This window comes from Dyadobacter sp. CY312, assembly GCF_021390535.1.
GTDB lineage: Bacteria > Bacteroidota > Bacteroidia > Cytophagales > Spirosomataceae > Dyadobacter.
In genome coordinates this window covers 541,053-562,517 of the sequence record NZ_JAJUXG010000003.1, presented here as the reverse complement: position 1 = coordinate 562,517, position 21,465 = coordinate 541,053, and the positions used below count along the sequence as shown (strand labels likewise).

Below are 21,465 nucleotides of genomic sequence, written 5' to 3'. Positions count from 1 at the left end.
GTTATCCGGATGGTTGGAGGTTTACTATAATATTTTAAGAGCCTGGTCAAGGTCAGCAATGAGGTAATCGGCATCTTCGAGCCCAACGTACATGCGTGCCATACGATGCTGTTCAATTTGGGGATCAAATTTATCAGGCCCTATTCCCGCTGCCTGTGGAAGGATCAGGGACTCGTGACCACCCCATGACACCGCAACAAGGAAATGTTTAAGTGAATAGGTAAATTTCTCGATCTGGCTATAGGAGTCCGATTTGAAAACAATCGTGAACAAGCCGCAGGCACCCTTCATTTGTTTATGTGCAAGTTCGAGTTGAGGGAAATCTTTGTCCAAGGGGAAAATCACTCGTTCAATTTTTGGATGACTTTTCAGGTAGGAAATCACCTTTTCCGTTGTTTTTGTAATATGTGCCAGCCTTACAGGCAATGTTCTCAGCCCACGCAGAATGAGCCATGCATTAAAAGGTGAAATACCCGAACCGTTGTTAAGCAGTTGTTCAAAAAATATTTTTTGTAATAACTCTTCCTTACCTGTGAGAACTCCGGCAACCGTATCGCTGTGGCCGCCCAGGTATTTTGTTGCTGATTGAAGGCTGAGATCTATTCCAAAAGCGAGCGGTTGCTGATAAAGCGGCGTGCAATAACTGTTGTCGATGATGGTAATGATATTATGGCTTTTAGCAAGCCTGGCAACAGCTTCCAGATCCTGTAAATCAAATGTAAGCGAATTGGGTGATTCAAGGTAAATGATCCGTGTTTCCGGTCGGATAGCCGCTTTGAAGTTTTCTATATCAGTGCCATTGATATACGTTGTCGAAATACCAAAGCGCGGAAGCATGTTGTCAAACATCCGGGAGGCCCAGCTGTATGGTTTTTCTACCGAAATAATATGATCGCCTGTCTTTACATTTGCCAGAACGGAACAGTATATGGCGGAAGCTCCACTATTAAAAACCAGTGCATCTTCCGCACCGTCAAGAGCTGCCAGTTTTTTACGAAGGATTTCAATGGTTGGATTCTTTCCCCTGGAATATAAATAAGTAGAGTTTTCGTCTTCAAAAGCTTTTCTTATTTCATCAAAAGTATCAAAAACAAAGTTGCTCGTTTGCATGATAGGAGGAGCAACAGCGTTAAAATATAAGCTACGGTCTTCTCCTAGCTCATTTAGTATATGGGAAATTTCCATTTGAATTAATAAATTTTTTTATGGTGCTTAGCGGCTTTTCGACGGTTGCTGATCCACGGGACTTTGAAATACAATTCCATGATCTAGAGAATGAATGATGGCTTTGTTACTGTGTGCAAAGTAACAAATATCAATTCCAAGGTTTTCTATGTTTTTCAGGAACAGGGTGGTTTCGGCCTTTGCACGTGTCCGGGTCTGACGGATGTACACTGCGCGGATATTTTTTGTGAATTGATTGCATACATTCTCATATATTTCAGGATCCTTTTGAGAATCATCTCCAAGTAATATGAATTGCAGTTCGGGATAAAATTCAAGTATATTGTGAATTTTGCGGAGCTTGTGCTCATGTGAACCGCTGCCAGTCATCACGAAATCGTCAAGTCCCGATTTTATCTTTTTAAGCTTCAATACAGCCTTGGGTAATCCGTTCAATTCTGCGAAGCGTACGATCATGTCGTATAAATTCCACTCACTGCTTGATACGTAAAAGAAGATGTTGCTTTGTTCCTGAGGGTGTACACGGCTGGCAAAAGAAAGGAGCTGATAGTGTTTGACAACGTCATCAAAAGGTTTTCTTGCCTGTACATTGCGTGCGAGAAGCACAAACAATTTTCTGAAAGATCTGCGGCTGTGTGACACCAGAAATGTGTCATCTATATCGGAAATAATGCCGTAGGAACTTGTAAATGGTATAAAAAATTCTTCCTTACTTACTGCGGCGTATTTTTTTGAATTTACAACTGTATCAATCGAGACCTCGTATTCGTGCCATCCTCCATTCAGCTCTTCGGGTAACGGAACCTGAAAACGAAAATATCCATCCTGCTCTGCTACTAGATTGGCCGTTATAGATCCTACACGAAGCGTTACCGGCAGATATGGAATGGTTTTAATTGAAAATAGCTGAATAATGGTTCTTGCATAACGAAAGCCTTTTCGTGTATATTTATGGTCGCCGGAAGGGTATTTTTTAACAACATGTCCAAAAACAACCAATTCTTTTTTATTCGCATACCCTCGATATAGTTTTATTTCACATCGCTCCATACACTACATTTAACAGACTTTAAAGTCCCTAATTTAGACAATATGTTTTCAGAACGAAAGGTTTTGTTGGTTGTTAATCCTATTTCCGGAGATTTGGATAAGGATGAAATTTGTAATACGGTTATCGACAAAGCTAAAAATGAAGGTCTTGATTTACGAATTTATCTCACTACCGGGGTGCAGGATCATGAGATCGTGAAGGAAATGGTGGAAAATCTCAAACCGGAGCGTGTTCTGGTTGCCGGAGGTGACGGAACGATTTCACTCGTTGCCCAGGCTGTATATGGGCTTGATGTTACCTTGTGCATTATTCCGGCTGGGTCTGCTAATGGTTTATCAGTCGACTTTGGCATTCCGGCGAATCTTTCGGATGCTGTTGAAATTGCATTCGGTGAAAAAAGTATTGGAATTGATGCCGTAAGTATCAATGGAGAAATAAGTCTTCATTTAAGCGACATTGGTTTGAATGCATTGTTGGTGAAAAACTATGAGAATGGCGAAACCCGAGGTAAAATGGGTTACGCGCGCGAAATGCTTAAAACGCTGAGTGAGCACGAAAATTTCCAGGTCCGTATCACAACTGAAAATGAAGTGATTGAAACGGAGGCTTTGATCGTCATCATTGCCAATGCTCAAAAATATGGCACCGGTGTGAACATCAATCCGATGGGAAATATGTCCGATGGCTTTTATGAACTGGTCATTGCCAAAAGACTGGATTTTATTGAAACAGCTAAAATCCTGACAGGTAATACGGATCTCAATCCTGAAATTATGAAAATAATTTCTGTGGAAAATGCGCTGATCGAGTGCCTGGATAAGGAAGTGTATTTTCAGATCGATGGTGAGTACAAAGGTATGGTTCGTAAACTGGAAACGCATATTCTCAAAGACTATATCCGGGTTGCCATTCCTTGAAGCAAATTCCTGTCCCGGAATGCATGACGCAGTCAGGCTGAACGGAGCTAACTGGTCTGAACGACGGAGTCGGTCTGAATAGAAAGAATTGCCTCTGGTCTGCAAGATACAGTCAGGCTGAACAAAGTCTTAGGAAAGAACTTGAAGTCGTTCAGACCGGCTCTCGCCGTTCAGACCGAAATACTTCATTACATCAGTAGTAAAGCACGTTGAGCTGTCTTTTTCCGACAATCCGATCATTCATTCCAGCAACTCCATGAGATTATTTTTGATACTTATTCTTGCTGCATTTGCAGTAAACAATGTATGTGCACAAACGGCAGAGCTCTGTCAGGGAAAGTATTTTACTGAGGCCGAGGGGAAAGCCTTCCTTGAAAACCATACTGTAACCAGCAAGCCAGCCTGGGAAGCACGAGCTGCACAGATCAGAAATCAGATAAAAAAAGGGATGGGTTTGGAAACCCTCCCAGCCAGACCCGTTAGCAAACCCATCATTCACAGCAAGCGTATTATGGATGGTTACAGCATAGAAAATGTAGCTTTCGAAAGTATACCCGGTGTGTATGTAACAGGTAATTTGTATAGACCTTTGCAAAAACAAAAATCCTACCCGGCTGTATTGTGTCCGCACGGACACGGTGAAAATCCGCATGGGCGTTTTCGTGAGCAAACACAAAAACGCTGCGCCACTTTGGCCAGAATGGGCGCCGTGGTGTTTGTGTGGGATATGGTGGGGCAGGGAGATGCCAGACAGTGTGAGCACAAAATGCCCAAAGCGTTGAAGTTACAGACAATCAATGCCATAAGAGCCCTGGATTTTGTTTCGTCTCTGCCCGAGGTTGACAAGCAACGTATCGCGGTAACCGGCGAGTCGGGCGGGGGAACACAAACTTTCCTCCTTACAGCGCTGGATGATCGTATAAAGGTGTCGGTGCCTTGTGTGATGGTTTCTGCTTACTTTTTTGGTGGCTGTGTTTGTGAAAGTGGCTTGCCAATTCATAAGAACGGCAATTTTCAAACCAATAATGTTGAAATAGCAGCTCTCGCGGTTCCACGTCCGATGCTGCTCATTTCTGACGGTGACGATTGGACTAAAAATACCCCCGAAGTTGAGTTTCCACATATTAAGAATATTTATGGCTTATACGGAAAATCGGAGCTGGTAGAAAACGTACACCTTCCCGACGAAAAACATGATTATGGTCCTTCGAAAAGAAATGCGATGTATGTATTTATGGCAAAACAGCTGAATCTGGACATTAAAAAAATATCCGATGCCAACGGTCAAGTTGACGAAGCGGGTTCAAAAGTGCTAACTCAGGCAGATCTTGAAGTATTTAATGCGGCACATCCACGTCCTTCCAATGCCGTAATGGGAGATGATAAAATCATGGGGTTGTTATGATGAAAGCAGATAAGTTTTCTTTCGGATTTGTTTTTTTAATATGCTTGTTTATAGTGAGTTGTAAGAAGGATGGTGATGCTCTCCCGCAAGTAAAATCTTTATCCATCAAGGCTGGTGAAATTTTGTCAAGCGAGAATTTTTATCATTATGCCTTTAATCCAATTGTAATTGTTGAGCCAAGTTTGAAATGTGATACTGCTGGGGGAGTTATATCCTGTGGTATGGCGGAAGGTGCATTCAAAATTAATTTAGATAATGATGATACGCCGGACATTGCATTTTCGAGCAAAATTTACAAAACATTTGCGAAAATGGATGGTGTTGAAAGCAAAGTTCATTTAGGGGCATTTTATAGTATGCATCCTTTTCCAGTAAACAAGGGGGATGTGATTTCAAATAGCTTAGAATGGACTACAAATGGTACCTCTTGGGGAGATAGTTTGCGTGGGAAAACTATTTCTTATAAGACAGGAGCGTTTATTGTTCCACAGTCAGAAATGAATTTGTGGAATGAAGAAGTATATATGGCATTAAGAAAAGTGGTAGGAACAGATACAACTTTTGGATGGGTACAACTAAAAATAGACGACTTTCATAAAGTGAAAATATTGCAGCATGGCTGCCAGACAAATTAATATTAGTCCAACACTTTGATAAAATAGACTTCATCAAAACCGTTTTATGATTATTCTGGTCGTTCTTTTATCCATTCTTTTTATTGTTTTAAGTTCAACCGTGCTAAAATTACACCCACTGGCAGGTCTGCTTCTGGCTGCATTAGGTGTGGGTATTTTTGCAGGATTACCCATTGACAAACTTGCCGAGACGATAGGCAAGGGCTTTGGCGAACTAATGTCCAAAATCGGGCTGATGGTGATCCTTGGCTGTGTAATTGGCGCCATTCTGGACAAATCGGGTGCAGCGATTAAAGTGGCGGATGTGATCCTGAAATTGTTTGGAGAAAAACGTCCTGCTCTGGCCATGTCGCTGATCGGGGCAATTGTAGGTATTCCCGTTTTCTGTGATTCGGGATTTATCATCTTGCACAAGCTGAATCAGGTTGTTGCGAAACGAACCGGGATCTCACTTCCTGTAATCGCCATCTCACTTTCCGGTGGACTTTTTGCTACGCATACACTGGTGCCTCCAACACCAGGTCCGCTATCTGCCGCCGGGAATTTGGGCATAGCCGACTCCGTTGGTCTTGTGATCATCATAGGACTTCTGGTTTCTATTCCCAGTTTGTTCTTATCAACCTGGTTTGCCGGAAGGTATGCGAAGAATATTCAGGTGAGTGAAGAGTTTTCATTAGAAAATGTATCGGTCGAGAACCGGACTTTGCCGCCTGCATGGAAATCCTTTATGCCAATTGTTCTTCCCATTTTGCTGATAACGCTGGCTTCTTCTGCCAAAATCCTGCATTTCCCGGAACAGATAGCGGCCTGGTTAGGGTTTTTCGGAAGCCCGCTGGTGTCTTTTTTGCTGGCGATTTTTTTTAGTTATTCCCTGTTTCCCAAAGATGCAGCTGCAAATATGACAGCCTGTTTCAAAAGTGGAATCGAGCATTGCGGCACCACACTTGTACTAGTAGGGGCAGGTGGAGCATTTGGCGCTATTTTAAAAGAAACCTCGTTGAAAGATATGGTGAGTGAGTGGCTGCTGCACAATGAAATGTCGGGAGTATATCTGCTGTTGATTGCTTTCTTCATTGCAGCGTTCTTCAAAACTGCTCAGGGATCCACAACCTCATCCATGGTATTGACAACGAGCATTCTAGCTCCCTTACTTGCGTCACTTGGGTTTGTAACTCCAATCCAAATCACATTTGTGGTAATGGCAGTTGGCAGCGGTGCCATGGTTGTTTCGCATACGAATGATGCCTGGTTTTGGGTTGTTTCACAATTTACAGGAATCAGTGCCAAAGATGCTTACCGGACACATACATTGCTTACCGGTTTGCAGGGAGTTGTTAGTTTGGTGGTTACGGTGATATTGTATCAAATTTGGATGATCGTTTCTTAGCATAGTTAGTGGAGAAATTTGACTTTGTTGGTAAGTAAAATTTCTCCACTAAGGATCAAATTCTAATTTTGTAATGTGCTGATTATAACAGTATAATAATCAGCACATTATAAAATATCAGTAGTCTGAAACTTACAGTTCGTTATTTCAATAAAACCTTCGGTTGGATTTCTTAGGCTTGCATTAAATTCACCAGCTACTTTTCCAGGACCTAGTGGAGTGGTGGGTAAATTGCCTTCTGTTATCTTAACAACAGGCTGAACAGTAGCCTTTTTGTCGTTGGAATAGGTGATTCCGTTGTACACTACGGATATGCTGCTACCCTCATGGCTCGTAGCAGAATAATTTCCTGTACCGGTAAATCCGCTAATTGTGATCACAATGCCATCGTTGCCTTTGGCCGTTTTTCCATCTTTGTATCCAACTATGGAAACATTGGTTTGGGATCCGATTTTGGCATCTACTGCGCCGCATTCGCCACTCCACGTGGTGCCGTTAATCTGCATTGAAATGGTTCCTTCGCGTTTATCATTCGGGGTGACATCGTCCGAATTTTTCTTGCTGCATGAATTCAGACTAAAAAATAGGAGCGTAACTGCGAAAAATAGGGGAGTTTTCATCTGGTGCTTTATATTTAGAGGTTTTAATTAACTGAATTTCAATTGCCTTTGACTGCCTTGATATTAACCGTTTCTGAGCCAGAGGTAATACGAATCACATAAGCACCTGCGGGAATATTCAAATCAGTAAGATCGATTTTATTATCTGTGACAATCACATTTCTGTCAAACACCACACTCCCTTTTGAATCGATGAATTGTATTTCAGCTTTTTGGTCGTTTTGATTTTTTACAGATATCGATACTTCATTCACAAATGGATTGGGATAAGCGAACTTTTGGGCGGAGTCATTGAATTTAAGACTTACGATCTTGCTGTAAGCGAAACTTCCATCCAGATCGAGCATTTTTAGCCGGTAATAGATTTGATTTTGTGAATTGACGAAATTGGAAGCTTTCAGGTCGTTGTATTCGTATTTATTTTCTTTGGCAGAGAAGTCCACTTTGGAAACGAACTGAAATTGTTTGGCATCAGTACTTCTTTCCAGGTCAAAATGGCTGAAATTGGAAGCATCTGCTATTTCCCATTGCAGGAGAGCATTTAGTTCCTGCGTTTTTCCATTGAATTCGACGAGCCGAACTGGTAGAGAAGAGGAATAAGTATGGACGATAAACCCGCTGAAACCTGTACTTACATCAAAACTTACTTCCCAACGATCTTGTTGGCTGTTCCAAATAATATCGGCATCATCCGGGTTGATGGTTTCGGATCCCTCAGTATAACTGGCAGGCAGACCAGTACCATCGTTACTTTTCCCTGCAAATTTCTCTACACGCAGATTCAAAATTCCGGTTGCATCTCCACCGTTTGCAGGGAGATCCAAGGTACTTCCCGAGTGACTGTTGAATTCCAAGAATTCTTTATGGGTAAAATAAAGTGTTACACGGGCAGTAGACGTATTTTTTTCGGGGGTGATTTGGTAGTGCCTGGCTACATATGGATAAATTGCTGTTGAAGGAACTGTTCCTTCTTTCCATATCTGTGCGTGTACTTTACCTCTTACCGGATCGCTGCCATTGGGAGTAATACTCACCACGATGTTGCAGCCGCCGTCAGTAAGAAACGGGATTTTGTTATTCCCAAGCACAATTACAGATGTTTCCGCACCGCTGGTTGGTAAATCTTGTCCGGTAGCATTGTGAATAATGATGGAATTTTCACGAGAGAGACCAACAATCAGATAACCATAAGTGTAATTGTAGGCTGGTTTCAGGCTTCCTCCTTCGTTGGCAACATTTCCGAGTATACTGTTACAGCGTGAAATCGTGCCTGACATTGCAAACGACCCATTACCTAAGGTCATTGATCCTGCGTTTGGGGTAGCACCATTGTCCCAATTTACTCCGCGAATTAAGTAATTTCCATCGTTGAGTGGGCTGGTAAAGTAGTAGCCTAAATTATCGTTTGCGGTATTACCTACCAAGGAATTACTGGAATTTACGGCTCCGATTGTGCCTTTCACCCCATCGCACAATGTCACGGCCCCAACATGTTCTATAACCCCATTGTTCCATAAGTGACTTTCCACCACATAATTTCCATTAGCCAACGGATGGATACCAACATCAACACCTGTTGTTGCCTGAACTCCTATGTTATCATTGGGACTACTGCCTACAAGTGAATTGGCAACACTCACCAAACCTGTAATACCTGTTAAACCATCACCCCAGGTAACTGCTCCAACATCAGCTACGGCACCATTATTCCAGATAGGGCTACCTACTACATAGTTGCCATTGTGCAGACGTACAACATCACGACCTACATTATCTGAAGGGCTACTTCCAGTTAAGGAATTAGAGGCAGATAGCGTTCCTGAGGTTGGTACAGTACCATTTCGCCATGTGGCTGCCCCTGCGTCAACGGTTGCACCGTTATTCCAGTATTGGTTTGCTACTACGTAATTGCCGTTAGTCAGTGCTATTACCTTTTGAGATATAAAGTCGTTAGTGGTATTTCCAATAATTGAATTAGCAGATGATATGGTGCCGGCGGTGAGTGAGCTTCCGTTAGCCCAGGTGGTAGCACCTACGTTTGACGTGCCTCCATTGTCCCAGTAAGGACTGGAAATGACATAATTGCCATTTGTTAGTGCGGTAATTTTCTGTCCTATCTGGTCATTTGCCTGAGCACCTATAATTGATGCAGCTGCTGTTACGGTACCAGTAGAACCTGTACTTCCATTGCACCAAATTACTGCTCCCGCATTTAAAACAGCACCGTTGTCCCAGCCCGGTCCGGATACTACATAGTTTCCATTGCTTAATGGAACTACTTTCCCTTCGAGCGGTCCGCCACCGAGTTGGTCTTCGTTTGTACTCCCAACCAAAGAATTTGCAGAAGAAACTGCGCCTGTTCTGCCAGTAAGTCCATTGCACCAGGTTACTGCGCCGGCGTTTACAATTGAGCCATTATCCCAGACTTCGGAGCGTACTACATAATGGTCGTTGGATAGGATAACAATCCCTCCGGTTATACTGTAACCTACCTTATCCTGAGCCTTACTACCAACGAGAGAATTACTGGCATTCACAGTTCCGGAAGTGCCAGTAGTTCCGTTGCCCCAGGTTACAGCACCGGCCTCCGCAATTCCTCCCTGGCGACTAAGTGGGCTGCTGACCAAATAATTCCCGTTGGGAAGAGCTTTTACACCAGAAGAACCAACATTGTCACCGTCAAAACTTCCCACAAGTGAATTAGTGGCACTCACCCGACCAGCGGTTCCTCCTGATCCGTTGGCCCACGTCACAGCACCAAGAGATGTCGTAGGAGTACTGCCGCCCCATTTGGTACTGGTAATGACATAGTTATTATTAGATAAAATTGTTATCCCATCACCGCCAACGGCATCATCCCAGCGACTACCAACAATAGAATTGCTTTCTGTAACTGTTCCTGATGTTCCGGTATTTCCATTTCCCCAGGTTACAGCACCGGCATCGTTCATTAGTAATGTGTTGTGTTCCCAATGTGGGCTCACAACCACGTAGTGGCCATTGAGTAAAGCTCTGACGCCGGAGGAACTCACATTGTCATTAGGAGTGCTGCCTGTCAAAGAATTCAATGTACTTATAACACCCGAAATTCCTGTCACTCCATTTCCCCAGGTAGCTGCACCTGCCTGGTGGTAACCTCCGTTTCTCCACTGCGGGCTACTTATAACAAAATTTCCGTTGGTTAAGGCAGTGACTCCTCCTGATCCTACCTGATCGCTCGGTTGTGACCCGGTAATGGTGCTGATGAGCGTGTGGGTTTTACCATGATATAAATGAACTGCACCCACGTGTGTTACTCCCGGAATATTATGAAGTACATCTGTTACCACATAGTTGCCATTTGTTAAAACAGTGACACTTAACCCAAAAGATTCGCTACCAGCAGGACCGTTTATTCTTATGGATTGAGCATTTGCGACATGATACAAAAGACAGGTAAGCAGGTATAGGCATCCTTTCATGATGAAATTAATTCGCCATAGTTCTAAATTCCGGTTAACAGATTTCGGAAAAAGTAGCAGTCGTTTCATGGTTGCGATGGATTAGTGAATAGAATAAATTAACCTATTTCATTACCATACAAATTTGGGTTAATAAGGTAGGCGGTTCAATACCATATTCGGGTTAAGGAAAACTACGTGGTTGACCTGCAATGGAGAAGGAAAGGATGCAATTATGGGAGGAGAGGAGAGGGATATAAACCAAAAAATGAGAGCCATGCAAGCACGACTCTCATTTTCAATAAGACTTCTTTATACTAAAACCTAAGCACCAAGCCCGGCCAATACTTCTTTCACTTTGGCAGCAGCTTCTTTGAATTCAATCGCAGAATATACTTTCAATCCTGATTCGTTGATGATACGAGCACCTTCTTCGGCATTGGTACCTTGAAGACGAACGATGATCGGAACAGGAATTTCACCAATCGCTTTGTAAGCTTCTACAACACCGGCAGCAACACGGTCGCAACGAACGATACCACCGAAGATGTTGATAAGAATTGCTTTTACATTTGGATCTTTCAGAATGATACGGAAACCTGCTTCTACGGTACGAGCATTTGCACCACCCCCAACATCAAGGAAGTTAGCAGGATCACCACCAGAAAGTTTGATAAGGTCCATTGTAGCCATTGCAAGTCCGGCACCGTTAACCATGCAACCTACGTTTCCGTCAAGTTTCACATAGTTCAGGTTGTTTGCACCCGCTTCTACCTCCAAAGGATCCTCTTCGTTTGTATCGCGCATCTCTGCCAATTCAGGATGACGGTACAATGCGTTGTCATCAAGATCCACTTTTGCATCAACAGCAAGAATTTTGTTGTCTGATGTTTTCAAAACCGGGTTGATTTCAAACATTGCCGAGTCACTCTCAATGTATGCTTTGTAAAGAGAAGTGATGAATTTCACCATTTCTTTAAAAGCATCACCTTCAAGACCAAGAGCGAAAGCCACTTTACGTGCCTGGAATGGCTGCAATCCAACTTTTGGATCAATCCACTCCTTCATGATTTTTTCCGGCGTATGTTCCGCAACTTCTTCAATGTCCATACCACCTTCAGTGCTGGCCATGATTACGTTACAGTTTCTGCCACGATCCAATAAAATGGATAAATAATATTCCTTAGGCTCACTTGGGCCTGGATAGTAAACGTCTTCTGCAATAAGAACTTTATTCACACGCTTTCCGGCATCGCCTGTCTGATGCGTAACAAGTACTTTACCAAGTATGTTGTTGGATATCGTACGTACGTCTTCAACAGATTTAGCAAGAGCAACACCGCGTTGTTCTGTACCAACTATTCTGCCTTTACCACGCCCGCCGGCATGAATCTGCGATTTAACCACATACCATTTGGTACCTGTTTGCTGGCTAAGCTCACGTGCAACTTCTACCGCCTTGTCGGGCGTGTCGGCTACAAGCCCTTCCTGAATACGCACACCGTATTTTTTCAGAACGCTTTTGCCTTGATATTCGTGAATATTCATGAGTATAAAAGTAAATTGGTATTTTCACGGCAAATTAAGGAATTAATCAAAACGGGGCTAGGTTTTTGCCCAATTATCTTTCAGGAAAATGAATTTACTTCGGGCAAAAGGAATAAAACGTACATACGGTTCATTGCAGGTTCTGAAAGGAATTGACCTTGAAGTGGAACAGGGAGAAGTAGTAGCGATTGTGGGTGCTTCCGGAGCTGGGAAAAGCACTTTTCTTCATATTTTAGGCACATTGGATCGCCCGGAAGAGGGGCAGGTATTTATACAGGATGTCAATGTTTTTACGCAAAAAGATAAGGATCTTGCCAGATTCAGAAACGAAAAGATTGGTTTTATTTTTCAATTCCATAATCTTCTGGCGGAATTTACCGCTCTGGAAAACACCTGCATGCCTGCTTACATTGGTGGCAAGATGAAGGATAAGGAAATCATTTCCCGGGGAAAAGAATTGCTGGATTTGTTGGGATTGTCGGATAGGATGAATCACTTGCCATCTCAACTTTCGGGAGGTGAGCAGCAGCGCGTTGCAGTAGCACGTGCATTGCTCAATAAACCAGCGATTGTATTGGCCGACGAGCCAAGCGGTAATCTGGATTCTCACAATGCACTGGATCTTCATCAGCTATTTTTCAAACTTCGTGACGAATTCGGACAGACTTTTGTAATCGTAACACACAATGAAGAATTGGCGGAAATGGCTGATAGAAGGCTAGTTATGCAGGATGGGAGTATGCTGAGCTGACGTAAAAAAAAGTTTTTTCAAAAAAAGTAAATATTTTTTAAAAAAATGTGTGACCAACGTTTTGATGCTCCGTCATAATGCCGAAGTTTTTCATAACGTTGAGTAAAGTGAATAGTCGTCTGGAGTTTTCCGGACGACTATTTTTTGTGGCTAGCTCCTCTAACTACATAACTTCTTTAACTTCTCCGCTTATAAATCAAAAAGCCCTCCGAAATTTCCGGAAGGCTTTTTGATTTATAAGCGGTTATGAATTACATCATTCCGCCCATTCCACCTGGGTGACCATGGCCACCACCAGCTGGTGCTTCTTCTGGTTCGTCAGCAATTACGCATTCTGTTGTAAGCAACAGACCAGCGATAGATGCTGCATTTTCCAAAGCAAGACGTGAAACTTTCTTAGGATCTATGATACCTGCTTCCAACAAGTCAGTATAAACATTGTCTTTCGCATTGTAACCATAAGCGCCAGTTCCTTCTTTAACTTTCGCAACTACAACAGATGGCTCCTGGCCAGAGTTAGATACGATTGTTCTCAAAGGAGCTTCAAGAGCTACACGGATGATGTTGATACCGGTAGTTTCGTCTTCGTTGTTTCCAACCAATCCGTCAAGAGCAGCAGTTGCGCGGATGTAAGCCACACCACCACCTGCTACGATACCTTCTTCAACAGCAGCACGAGTCGCGTGCAAAGCATCGTCAACACGGTCTTTTTTCTCTTTCATTTCAACCTCAGTTGCAGCTCCAATGTATAGGATAGCTACACCACCAGACAATTTAGCAAGACGTTCCTGAAGTTTTTCGCGATCGTAATCAGAAGTTGTATTTTCGATCTGCGCTTTGATTTGGTTTACACGACCCTGAATATCTTCAGAATTTCCTGCTCCGTTAACCAAAGTTGTATTGTCTTTGTCGATAATTGCTTTTTCGCAAGTACCAAGATAATCCAAAGTAACGTTTTCAAGTTTGAAACCGCGTTCTTCGCTGATCACTGTTCCGCCAGTGATTACAGCGATGTCTTCAAGCATTGCTTTACGACGATCACCAAAACCAGGAGCTTTAACAGCAGCAACTTTCAAGGCGCCACGGATTTTGTTAACTACCAATGTAGCCAATGCTTCTCCGTCCACATCTTCTGCCAAAATAAGCAAAGGACGGCCAGTTTGAGCTACTGCTTCCAATACAGGAAGAAGTTCTTTCATTGAAGAAACTTTCTTCTCAGAAATAAGGATATATGGACGCTCAAGATCAGCTTCCATTTTCTCAGTATTCGTTACGAAATATGGAGAAAGGTATCCACGGTCGAACTGCATACCTTCAACAGTTTTAACTTCTGTTTCAGTACCACGAGCTTCTTCAACAGTGATAACACCTTCTTTACCAACTTTTTCCATCGCCTCAGCAATCATGTTACCGATTTCTTCGTCGTGGTTGGCAGAGATAGTTGCAACCTGAGCTATTTCTTTTGAAGTAGAAATATTTTTTTTCTGTGCTTCAAGGTTTTTAGTGATAACAGCAACCGCTTTATCAATACCGCGTTTCAAATCCATTGGATTTGCACCAGCAGCTACGTTTTTAACACCGATAGAATAGATTGCCTGAGCAAGTACCGTTGCAGTAGTAGTACCATCACCCGCTGAGTCAGCAGTTTTAGAAGCAACTTCTTTAACCAACTGAGCACCCATGTTTTCGATAGGATCTTTCAAGTCGATTTCTTTTGCAACAGTTACACCATCCTTAGTGATGCTTGGAGAACCGAATTTTTTATCGATTACCACGTTACGTCCACGAGGTCCCAATGTAACTTTAACGGCGTCAGCCAATGTATCAACACCCTTTTTTATCTTATCGCGGGCCTCGGTATCAAAAAATATTTTCTTAGACATACCTATTAATAATTTGAATTAACTTTTAAAATTTAAACGGATAATGGTTCAGATATTAACCAATGATGGCGTAGATATCTGATTCACGCATAATAAGGATATCTTTTCCTTCGTACGCCAGTTCTGTACCAGAGTATTTGCCATACAATACGGTGTCACCAACTTTCACAGTCAGTGGCTCATCTTTTTTGCCTGGTCCTACTGCAACAACAGTACCGCGTTGTGGTTTTTCTTTTGCAGTATCAGGAATGATGATACCAAATGCTGTTTTTTCTTCGGCTGGGGCTGGTTCTACAAGAACACGATCAGCCAGAGGTTGTACGTTCACTTGTATTTCTGCTAAAGTTGACATAGATATTAAACGTTTATTATTTTATGATTGTCAGTAATTTGAATTGACTGCTTTATCATTAGCACAATCTATGCCAACGTGATGAGTCTGACATTTTTTCAGTCGTATTGTGACAATTTTGTATGTTGGCGTGTTTCGATATGATTTTTGGTGTATTGAGTCTGTCAAGTGATGTAAATATTTTGCTTTATTGAGACAAATGTTTAAATTCTGTCCGTATAAAAAGTGATCTGTATCATGACAAAACTCCACAATGATTGGCTGACCGAGGGTATTTTGGATTTTGAATACAAAAAGTATGTGCTCATGGCATATCTGCAGCACATCGGAATACAGTTTACTGCCAATAAACTCTATCCGTATCTTCCCGAATTAAAGCTGCATTTTGATACTTGTGTTCGAATTCGTGCAAATCAACAGGCAATAAGGCACTTCATGCCAAAAGATCTGAAAGGTGTTAATGTCAAATCCTGGGAGTTGATTTACGAAGACAAGTACCAGGAAGATTCATATATCAATGAATTTAATCAGATTCTGGACTATGCGATTCCTGGTTTTTCGAAAATGCTGGAAGAAGGAACAGAGAGATTTTCTGAGGTGGGAGAAAATATCAAAATTTCGCCGGTGGGTATTGTTCCACTGCGAATTGAGGAAGGCTACCTGTTTTTTTGTCATACACTTGAAAGTATGATCACGATTTTTCAGTATGAACTGGCACTTTATACAGAAATGCAGGAAAGATATTTGAAAACCGTTTTTGTGGATTCCGTGCGACTTGGATTCGGGAATTCACTGGCGCAGATCAAGGTGGATCTTGTAAAGCGAAATAAGTCTTTACCCAATCCCGCTACGTACATCGTAGAGTCAAAATACGAATATCCTTTGCAGGAGACTCTTCTTCCGGTAGCGAAAAAAATGATGCTTAAGCAGATGAATGTTGCCTGATTGAGCTCTGACAACATTCATCCTCCTGAATTTATAAAGAAATAGCTGCCTATACGGTCTTGTTGGAAATCCATTTTCCAACTTCGGGTGCCTTGTATTCACTCATCTGTGTTAACAAATCGTCAATACTATCACTCACCAGAAGCATTGTTTTGTTGGCTGATTTTAGAAAACCTTTTTCAACCATTACGTCAATGAAAGAGTTTAAGGAGTCGTAGAAACCATCAACATTTAGAATGGCAACGGGTTTTTTATGAAGACCCAACTGGGCCCAGGTAAGTATTTCAAACAGTTCCTCAAGTGTTCCGAAGCCTCCCGGCAAAGCAATTGCACCATCGGATATCTCATTCATTTTGGTTTTTCTTTCGTGCATGCTTTGTACCAAAATCAATTCCGTGAGACCTTCATGAGCAATTTCCTTTGTTTGCAAAAAATGAGGTAACACACCAATTACTTTTCCGCCTTCACTTAGTGCACCGTCGGCTACTGCACCCATCAATCCCACATTTGCGCCGCCATAAACAAGCTGGATGTCTCTTTTTGCCAAAGCAACTCCAAGTTCAGTTGCTTTGGTTTGATATACAGGGTCGGTGCCGAAGCTTGAACCGCAAAATACGGTAATTCTTTTCATTTGAAATTGATCTGGTTACTAACAACTTGTAAAAGAAAACAGCTCAAACAAACAGGTCGATCTGTTTGTTTGAGCTGTAATTTATCTTTTAATATAAAACCTATTTCGTAGTATCTGCGGGAGCAGTAGCTGGTGCTGCCGGAGCTGCTTCGCCACCAGCTGCCGGAGCAGGAGCAATATTGCCACCTGGTACTGCAGTGTTCTGTGCTTTTTCAATGTTGACACTTCTGATCGCGCCACCATCGCTGCTGCCACCTACAATAATGTAAGAAGCCAACGAAATTAAGATAACCGCGCTTGCCAGACCCCAGGTAATTTGTTCGAGCAAATCGGTGGTTTTTTTAACACCGAACATTTGTGTTGTACCTGCTCCGCTAAATTCGCTGGATAAACCACCGCCCTTAGAATTTTGAACCAATACTACCAGAATCAACAATACTGCGACGATCGCAACCAAAATAATCAAACCCAAATACATGCCTTAAATAATATAGAATGAATGAATGCGTAAATAATCAACAATAATAAATAAGATTTACTTTCCTGAATGGTTCAGTTCACTTAATTTTTTCGCAAAGTAATTCCTTTTTTCCGGATTTCTCAAGATCAATTTTTGATAGAGGTCAATTGCCTTGTCCGTTTTTCCCTGCCGAAGCAAAATTTTGGCAAAGGCTTCTGTTTCAATCATTCCCGTTCCAGACTGTGCAACTCTGCCGGCAACGTCAATTGTTACGGGTTCAACGTTGCTTTCCTGCCTGATGATACGCGGATTTTTTTTCATGAAACCCTGTATTATCTGCTGCTGTCTTTTTTGTTCTTCCGACCGCAGTAAAGAGTGATCAGTGGTTTCCTGTTCACCAAGTTTTGCAAGAACGTCCTCAGTATCTTCGGCAATCAGTGGCTCCTTACCGGCAACAATTTTTTCGATGTTAACAGAAGTATCGTACCGCTCATGTCCTTCTACGAGATTTTGCAAGGCAATGCGGCTTAAAGCATAGGCTGCTGCGAGCGGCTTAGCTCTTTCCAGTTCGTCTGCTCCAAAAATGCTGGAAGCCTTGGCGAGCAGGGAATAGTTGATCTGGCAATAAGGAAAGGCCTTGATTGTAGCTTCAAGTTGTGGAATCACTTCTGTACCCAGTTCATTTGGGTTTTTCACCAAATTATTGAACGTATCCTTATCAACAATTGTCATGAACCGCCAGGGTTTTAAAGTAAATTAAAAGATGAAATTACAGAAAATGAACGGCTCTTACCAGTCAGCTGCCGATTTATTGAAAATTTGCTGAATAAGATTTTCCTGAATGGTAGGTAACAATCGTGCCTCATTCTGGTCAAGCGTCTGTTCCTGAGGGAAATCGGCGTAATAAGTAAAAGACTGATCAAAGTTTTTGGTTTCATCCTTTCCGTTTGTAAACCGCACCTGCACAGTAACGTTTAGTCTGTTGAGTCCCGCCTGGTCATTGGCTGTGGTAGCCGCCGGAGTTACGTCATATCCGGTAATGGATCCTTCCAGAATCAGATCCCCTCCGCTGGGCAGAATGGTAAGACTGGTATTCTTCTGGAAATATTCCTTCAATTGTTCTGTCAGCCTTTGGGGAAGGTTAGCTGGTCCGCCCGCAGTTCCCATAGTGAAGTTGATAACCGAAAAAGTTTTAAGGTCAGGAGACAGGTTGGTACCGCTGAACGAATAAATACCGCAGCTGGATAGGAAAAATGAAGAGTTAAGAATTAAGAATATCAAAGTAACCCTTGCCACAGATGAAGCAGAGATACTTTTAAGCACAGATGCCATTTTGAACAAATTGTTTATCATATTTTTTATTCTTCAATATCGTACTGTTTGATTTTGCGATACAACGTTCTTTCCGATATGCCCAATGCACTTGCAGCGTACTTTCTTTTGTTGTTGTTTTTTCGCAAAGCCTTAATAATCATTTCCTTCTCTTTGTCTTCCAGCGAAAGTGATTCTTCTTCCGCAGTGACGTGGATTACATCTTCAATTTCACTTCTTTCGTCAGAATATCTGTCCAGATCCACATTGCGCTGATGAGGGGTAAGAAGTCGTGCAGGTTCGATGGTCGGTTGTGAAATGGCGGGTTCAGGAGTGTTCAACGAACTGAATAATTCCTGATGATCCTTTAAAATTTCTCCTCCGTACTTCTCATTTTCTAAAACGCTCCGCACCAGCTTTTTTAGTTCGGTTACATCACGGCGCATGTCAAAAAGTACCTTGTATAAAAGTTCTCTTTCCGAAAATGAATTGGACGAATCCTCTGCAGTACGCATTGGAACCAGCGCTTTTCTACCAGACGGCTGAATGGGATTGAGGTAATGGTTGAGCGTAAGTGCACTGATTGGTAATTCTTTATCCGTTTCCAGAATGGTGATCTGCTCCGCAATGTTTTTAAGCTGACGGATGTTACCCGGAAATGCGTATTGCATCAGCACATCACGAGCTTCGGCATCCAGTCTCACAGGTTTGGTTCGGTAGCGCTCCGAGAAATCGTTGGTAAATTTCCTGAACAATAACAGTACGTCTTCTCCCCGGTCACGAAGCGGAGGAACATAAATTGGCACAGTGTTCAGCCTGTAATAAAGGTCTTCACGAAATTTTCCGTTATTAACCGCTTCCAGAAGATTTACGTTGGTTGCAGCAACAACACGTACATTCGTTTTCATCACTTTGGAAGATCCAACACGTATGTATTCGCCATTTTCTAACACCCTGAGCAACCGCGATTGTGTGCCTATTGGCATTTCACCTACTTCATCCAGGAAAATAGTGCCACCATTGGTCGTTTCAAAATATCCCTTTCTTGAGTCCAGCGCGCCTGTAAATGCACCTTTTTCATGACCAAATAACTCCGAATCAATCGTCCCTTCCGGAATAGCTCCACAGTTGATGGCAATAAAAGGACCATGTTTACGGGAACTGATACTATGTATAATTTTAGAAAATGACTCCTTTCCACTACCGCTTTCTCCCGTAATGAGAACGGTAAGATCCGTAGCAGCAACCTGAATCGCTACATTGATAGCGTGGTTGAGCACCGGTGAGGAGCCAATAATACCAAATCTGTTCTTTACTGCTTGTATTTCTGATGAATCCATTAAGATAGCAGGTGGCTGTGAACTGCATGCGTTCAGCCGTTTTATAGTTAGTGCCGGAGGTTCTCTCTGGTCACGAACATGTTAGTACTGGTTAACCTCTTCTTCAATCAGCGCTTTTCCGCGCAACGTTGCCGAAGTTGTTTCTGTGATCAGAACATTTACGTAATCACCCTTTTTGAAATTCTCTTTGGGGAAAATAACTACCTTGTTCTGGTCGCTGCGGCCAGATAAATCGTCTTGCGAACGTTTTGAGAATCCTTCGGCGAGTACCCGCTGAACCGTTCCGATCAATTTCTGATTTTTTTCTGCTGAGACCCGTTGCTGAATCTCTATAATCTCAGCCAGTCTTCTTTGCTTGATGTCAGCTGGTATGTCGTCCACAAATTTCTTAGCAGCCGGCGTTCCCGGTCGTTCGGAATAGGAGAACATATATCCGAAATCGAATCTGACATTTTCCAGTAACGAAAGTGAATCCTGATGTTCTTCCTCTGTTTCGGTACAAAATCCTGCAATCATATCATGAGAAATACCACATTCTTCACCAAGAATTCTACGTATGCTGTCCACTCTTTCCAGATACCACTCACGGTCGTAAGTCCGATTCATGATCGCTAACACGCGATTGTTTCCGTGCTGAGCAGGAAGATGTATGTATTTACAGATGTTGTCATACTTTTTGATCGTATACAAAACTTCATCCGTAATATCTTTCGGGTGCGAGGTACTGAACCGAACCCGAAGCTCCGGGCTGATTTGCGCAACCATTTCCAGAAGTCTGGCAAAATTAATCTGAGTAAATGCTGCTTCATTTCCTCCTTCCGGGGATCCATTCCATTTGTAACTGTCCACATTTTGTCCAAGCAGTGTTACTTCTTTATAACCCTGATCAAACAACTCCTGTGCTTCTTTGACAATAGAAAAAGGATCACGGCTTCTTTCGCGACCACGGGTATATGGTACCACACAAAAGCTGCACATATTGTCGCAGCCGCGCATGATAGAAATTAATGCGGTAATACCATTAGAGTTCAGCCTTACCGGTGAAATATCTGCATAAGTTTCTTCTCTGGACAGAAAAACGTTAACACCTTTCTGGCCCGTTTCTGCTTCTTCAACAAGGCGTGGCAGATCGCGGTAAGCATCAGGACCGGTGACGATATCAACCATTTTTTCCTCTTCCAGCAGTTTCGCTTTCAGGCGTTCTGCCATACAGCCAAGCACGCCGATGAGCATCCCGGGTCTTTTTCTTTTATATACGTTTAGCTGTTTTAGTCTTGTTCTGACACGCTGCTCCGCGTTATCTCTGATCGCACATGTATTCAGGAAAACAAGATCTGCATTTTCTGCATCGGATGTGGTGGCGAAGCCTGCGTTGCGCATTACTGAGGCTACAATTTCACTGTCGGCAAAATTCATCTGACAGCCATAGCTTTCAATGAAAAGTGTTTTTTTGCCAACAGATGGCTCATTTTCAGAAATCCGTACTGTTTCGCAAGCCTCTTTATCCGATTCTGTTAATATTTTTAAACTCGCTGCAATTCTGTTCTCCATCTGACAAAGGTATTCTTGGTAGTCTGCAATTGAATCGCAAAGGTACGAAGAAA

At 42.5% G+C, this 21,465-nt stretch carries 19 protein-coding genes; 6 read left to right on the top strand and 13 right to left on the bottom strand.

The features are described from left to right. Positions 1 to 24: 24 nt before the first annotated feature. Together LZG71_RS06560 and LZG71_RS06555 are read right to left on the bottom strand one after the other, a co-directional pair. On the bottom strand, positions 25 to 1,185 hold the full coding sequence (locus LZG71_RS06560; RefSeq protein ID WP_233818219.1) for a PLP-dependent aspartate aminotransferase family protein: 1,161 nt from the start codon (positions 1,183 to 1,185) through the stop codon (positions 25 to 27). A gap of 27 nt (positions 1,186 to 1,212) precedes the next feature. Further along, positions 1,213 to 2,235 (bottom strand): App1 family protein, encoded by a 1,023-nt coding sequence (locus tag LZG71_RS06555; protein ID WP_233818217.1) that lies wholly within the window; start codon positions 2,233 to 2,235, stop codon positions 1,213 to 1,215. Between the two features lie 42 nt (positions 2,236 to 2,277). On the opposite strand from LZG71_RS06555, the gene LZG71_RS06550 reads away from it, so the two are divergent. The 4 genes from LZG71_RS06550 to LZG71_RS06535 all read left to right on the top strand — a co-directional run bounded on the left by LZG71_RS06550 (position 2,278) and on the right by LZG71_RS06535 (position 6,580). Then, the gene (locus LZG71_RS06550; protein ID WP_233818215.1) at positions 2,278 to 3,153 is read left to right on the top strand and encodes a diacylglycerol kinase family protein; all 876 of its coding nucleotides are present in this window, start codon (positions 2,278 to 2,280) and stop codon (positions 3,151 to 3,153) included. Between the two features lie 256 nt (positions 3,154 to 3,409). After that, positions 3,410 to 4,558, top strand: coding sequence for a S9 family peptidase (locus tag LZG71_RS06545; RefSeq protein ID WP_233818213.1), 1,149 nt, complete (start codon positions 3,410 to 3,412; stop codon positions 4,556 to 4,558). Continuing rightward, positions 4,555 to 5,193: a hypothetical protein gene (locus LZG71_RS06540; RefSeq protein WP_233818211.1), complete on the top strand. Its 639-nt coding sequence runs from the start codon at positions 4,555 to 4,557 to the stop codon at positions 5,191 to 5,193. Before LZG71_RS06545 ends, LZG71_RS06540 begins: the two co-directional genes overlap by 4 nt. 46 nt (positions 5,194 to 5,239) lie before the next feature. Continuing rightward, positions 5,240 to 6,580 (top strand): GntP family permease, encoded by a 1,341-nt coding sequence (locus LZG71_RS06535; protein ID WP_255712728.1) that lies wholly within the window; start codon positions 5,240 to 5,242, stop codon positions 6,578 to 6,580. Between the two features lie 107 nt (positions 6,581 to 6,687). Here LZG71_RS06535 and LZG71_RS06530 read toward each other — a convergent pair whose 3' ends face one another. The 3 genes from LZG71_RS06530 to sucC all read right to left on the bottom strand — a co-directional run bounded on the left by LZG71_RS06530 (position 6,688) and on the right by sucC (position 12,188). Continuing rightward, on the bottom strand, positions 6,688 to 7,200 hold the full coding sequence (locus LZG71_RS06530; RefSeq protein ID WP_233818207.1) for a hypothetical protein: 513 nt from the start codon (positions 7,198 to 7,200) through the stop codon (positions 6,688 to 6,690). Positions 7,201 to 7,238: 38 nt separating this feature from the next. Further along, positions 7,239 to 10,730, bottom strand: coding sequence for a T9SS type A sorting domain-containing protein (locus LZG71_RS06525; protein ID WP_233818205.1), 3,492 nt, complete (start codon positions 10,728 to 10,730; stop codon positions 7,239 to 7,241). A 234-nt stretch (positions 10,731 to 10,964) separates the two neighbouring features. Next, entirely contained in the window at positions 10,965 to 12,188 is a 1,224-nt protein-coding gene (sucC, locus tag LZG71_RS06520; RefSeq protein ID WP_233818203.1) for an ADP-forming succinate--CoA ligase subunit beta, read from the bottom strand. Positions 12,189 to 12,276: 88 nt separating this feature from the next. Here sucC and LZG71_RS06515 point away from each other — a divergent pair, with 88 nt between their 5' ends. Further along, positions 12,277 to 12,939, top strand: a complete 663-nt coding sequence (locus LZG71_RS06515; protein ID WP_233818201.1) for an ABC transporter ATP-binding protein — start codon at positions 12,277 to 12,279, stop codon at positions 12,937 to 12,939. 251 nt (positions 12,940 to 13,190) lie between these two features. On the opposite strand, the gene groL is transcribed toward LZG71_RS06515, so the two are convergent. Together groL and groES are read right to left on the bottom strand one after the other, a co-directional pair. After that, entirely contained in the window at positions 13,191 to 14,822 is a 1,632-nt protein-coding gene (gene groL / locus LZG71_RS06510) for a chaperonin GroEL (protein ID WP_233818198.1), read from the bottom strand. 55 nt (positions 14,823 to 14,877) lie between these two features. Then, a complete protein-coding gene (gene groES, locus LZG71_RS06505) occupies positions 14,878 to 15,174 on the bottom strand; it encodes a co-chaperone GroES (protein WP_031526862.1) in 297 nt (98 codons plus the stop codon). A gap of 237 nt (positions 15,175 to 15,411) precedes the next feature. Here groES and LZG71_RS06500 point away from each other — a divergent pair, with 237 nt between their 5' ends. Beyond that, positions 15,412 to 16,119 carry a hypothetical protein gene (locus LZG71_RS06500; RefSeq protein WP_233818197.1) on the top strand — a complete coding sequence of 236 codons (708 nt, stop codon included), beginning with the start codon at positions 15,412 to 15,414 and terminating at the stop codon, positions 16,117 to 16,119. A 49-nt stretch (positions 16,120 to 16,168) separates the two neighbouring features. On the opposite strand, the gene LZG71_RS06495 is transcribed toward LZG71_RS06500, so the two are convergent. From LZG71_RS06495 to miaB, 6 genes are all read right to left on the bottom strand, one after another. Then, a complete protein-coding gene (locus LZG71_RS06495) occupies positions 16,169 to 16,750 on the bottom strand; it encodes a TIGR00730 family Rossman fold protein (protein WP_233818194.1) in 582 nt (193 codons plus the stop codon). A 100-nt stretch (positions 16,751 to 16,850) separates the two neighbouring features. Continuing rightward, positions 16,851 to 17,228, bottom strand: coding sequence for a preprotein translocase subunit SecG (gene secG, locus LZG71_RS06490; RefSeq protein WP_233818192.1), 378 nt, complete (start codon positions 17,226 to 17,228; stop codon positions 16,851 to 16,853). A 57-nt stretch (positions 17,229 to 17,285) separates the two neighbouring features. After that, positions 17,286 to 17,942: a hypothetical protein gene (locus LZG71_RS06485; protein WP_233818190.1), complete on the bottom strand. Its 657-nt coding sequence runs from the start codon at positions 17,940 to 17,942 to the stop codon at positions 17,286 to 17,288. Between the two features lie 57 nt (positions 17,943 to 17,999). After that, on the bottom strand, positions 18,000 to 18,563 hold the full coding sequence (locus LZG71_RS06480) for an LptE family protein (protein ID WP_233818188.1): 564 nt from the start codon (positions 18,561 to 18,563) through the stop codon (positions 18,000 to 18,002). 5 nt (positions 18,564 to 18,568) lie between these two features. Continuing rightward, complete coding sequence (locus tag LZG71_RS06475; RefSeq protein WP_233818186.1) at positions 18,569 to 19,861, bottom strand: sigma-54-dependent Fis family transcriptional regulator; 1,293 nt, start codon at positions 19,859 to 19,861, stop codon at positions 18,569 to 18,571. Between the two features lie 81 nt (positions 19,862 to 19,942). Beyond that, the gene (miaB, locus tag LZG71_RS06470) at positions 19,943 to 21,412 is read right to left on the bottom strand and encodes a tRNA (N6-isopentenyl adenosine(37)-C2)-methylthiotransferase MiaB (RefSeq protein ID WP_233818184.1); all 1,470 of its coding nucleotides are present in this window, start codon (positions 21,410 to 21,412) and stop codon (positions 19,943 to 19,945) included. Positions 21,413 to 21,465: the final 53 nt, after the last annotated feature.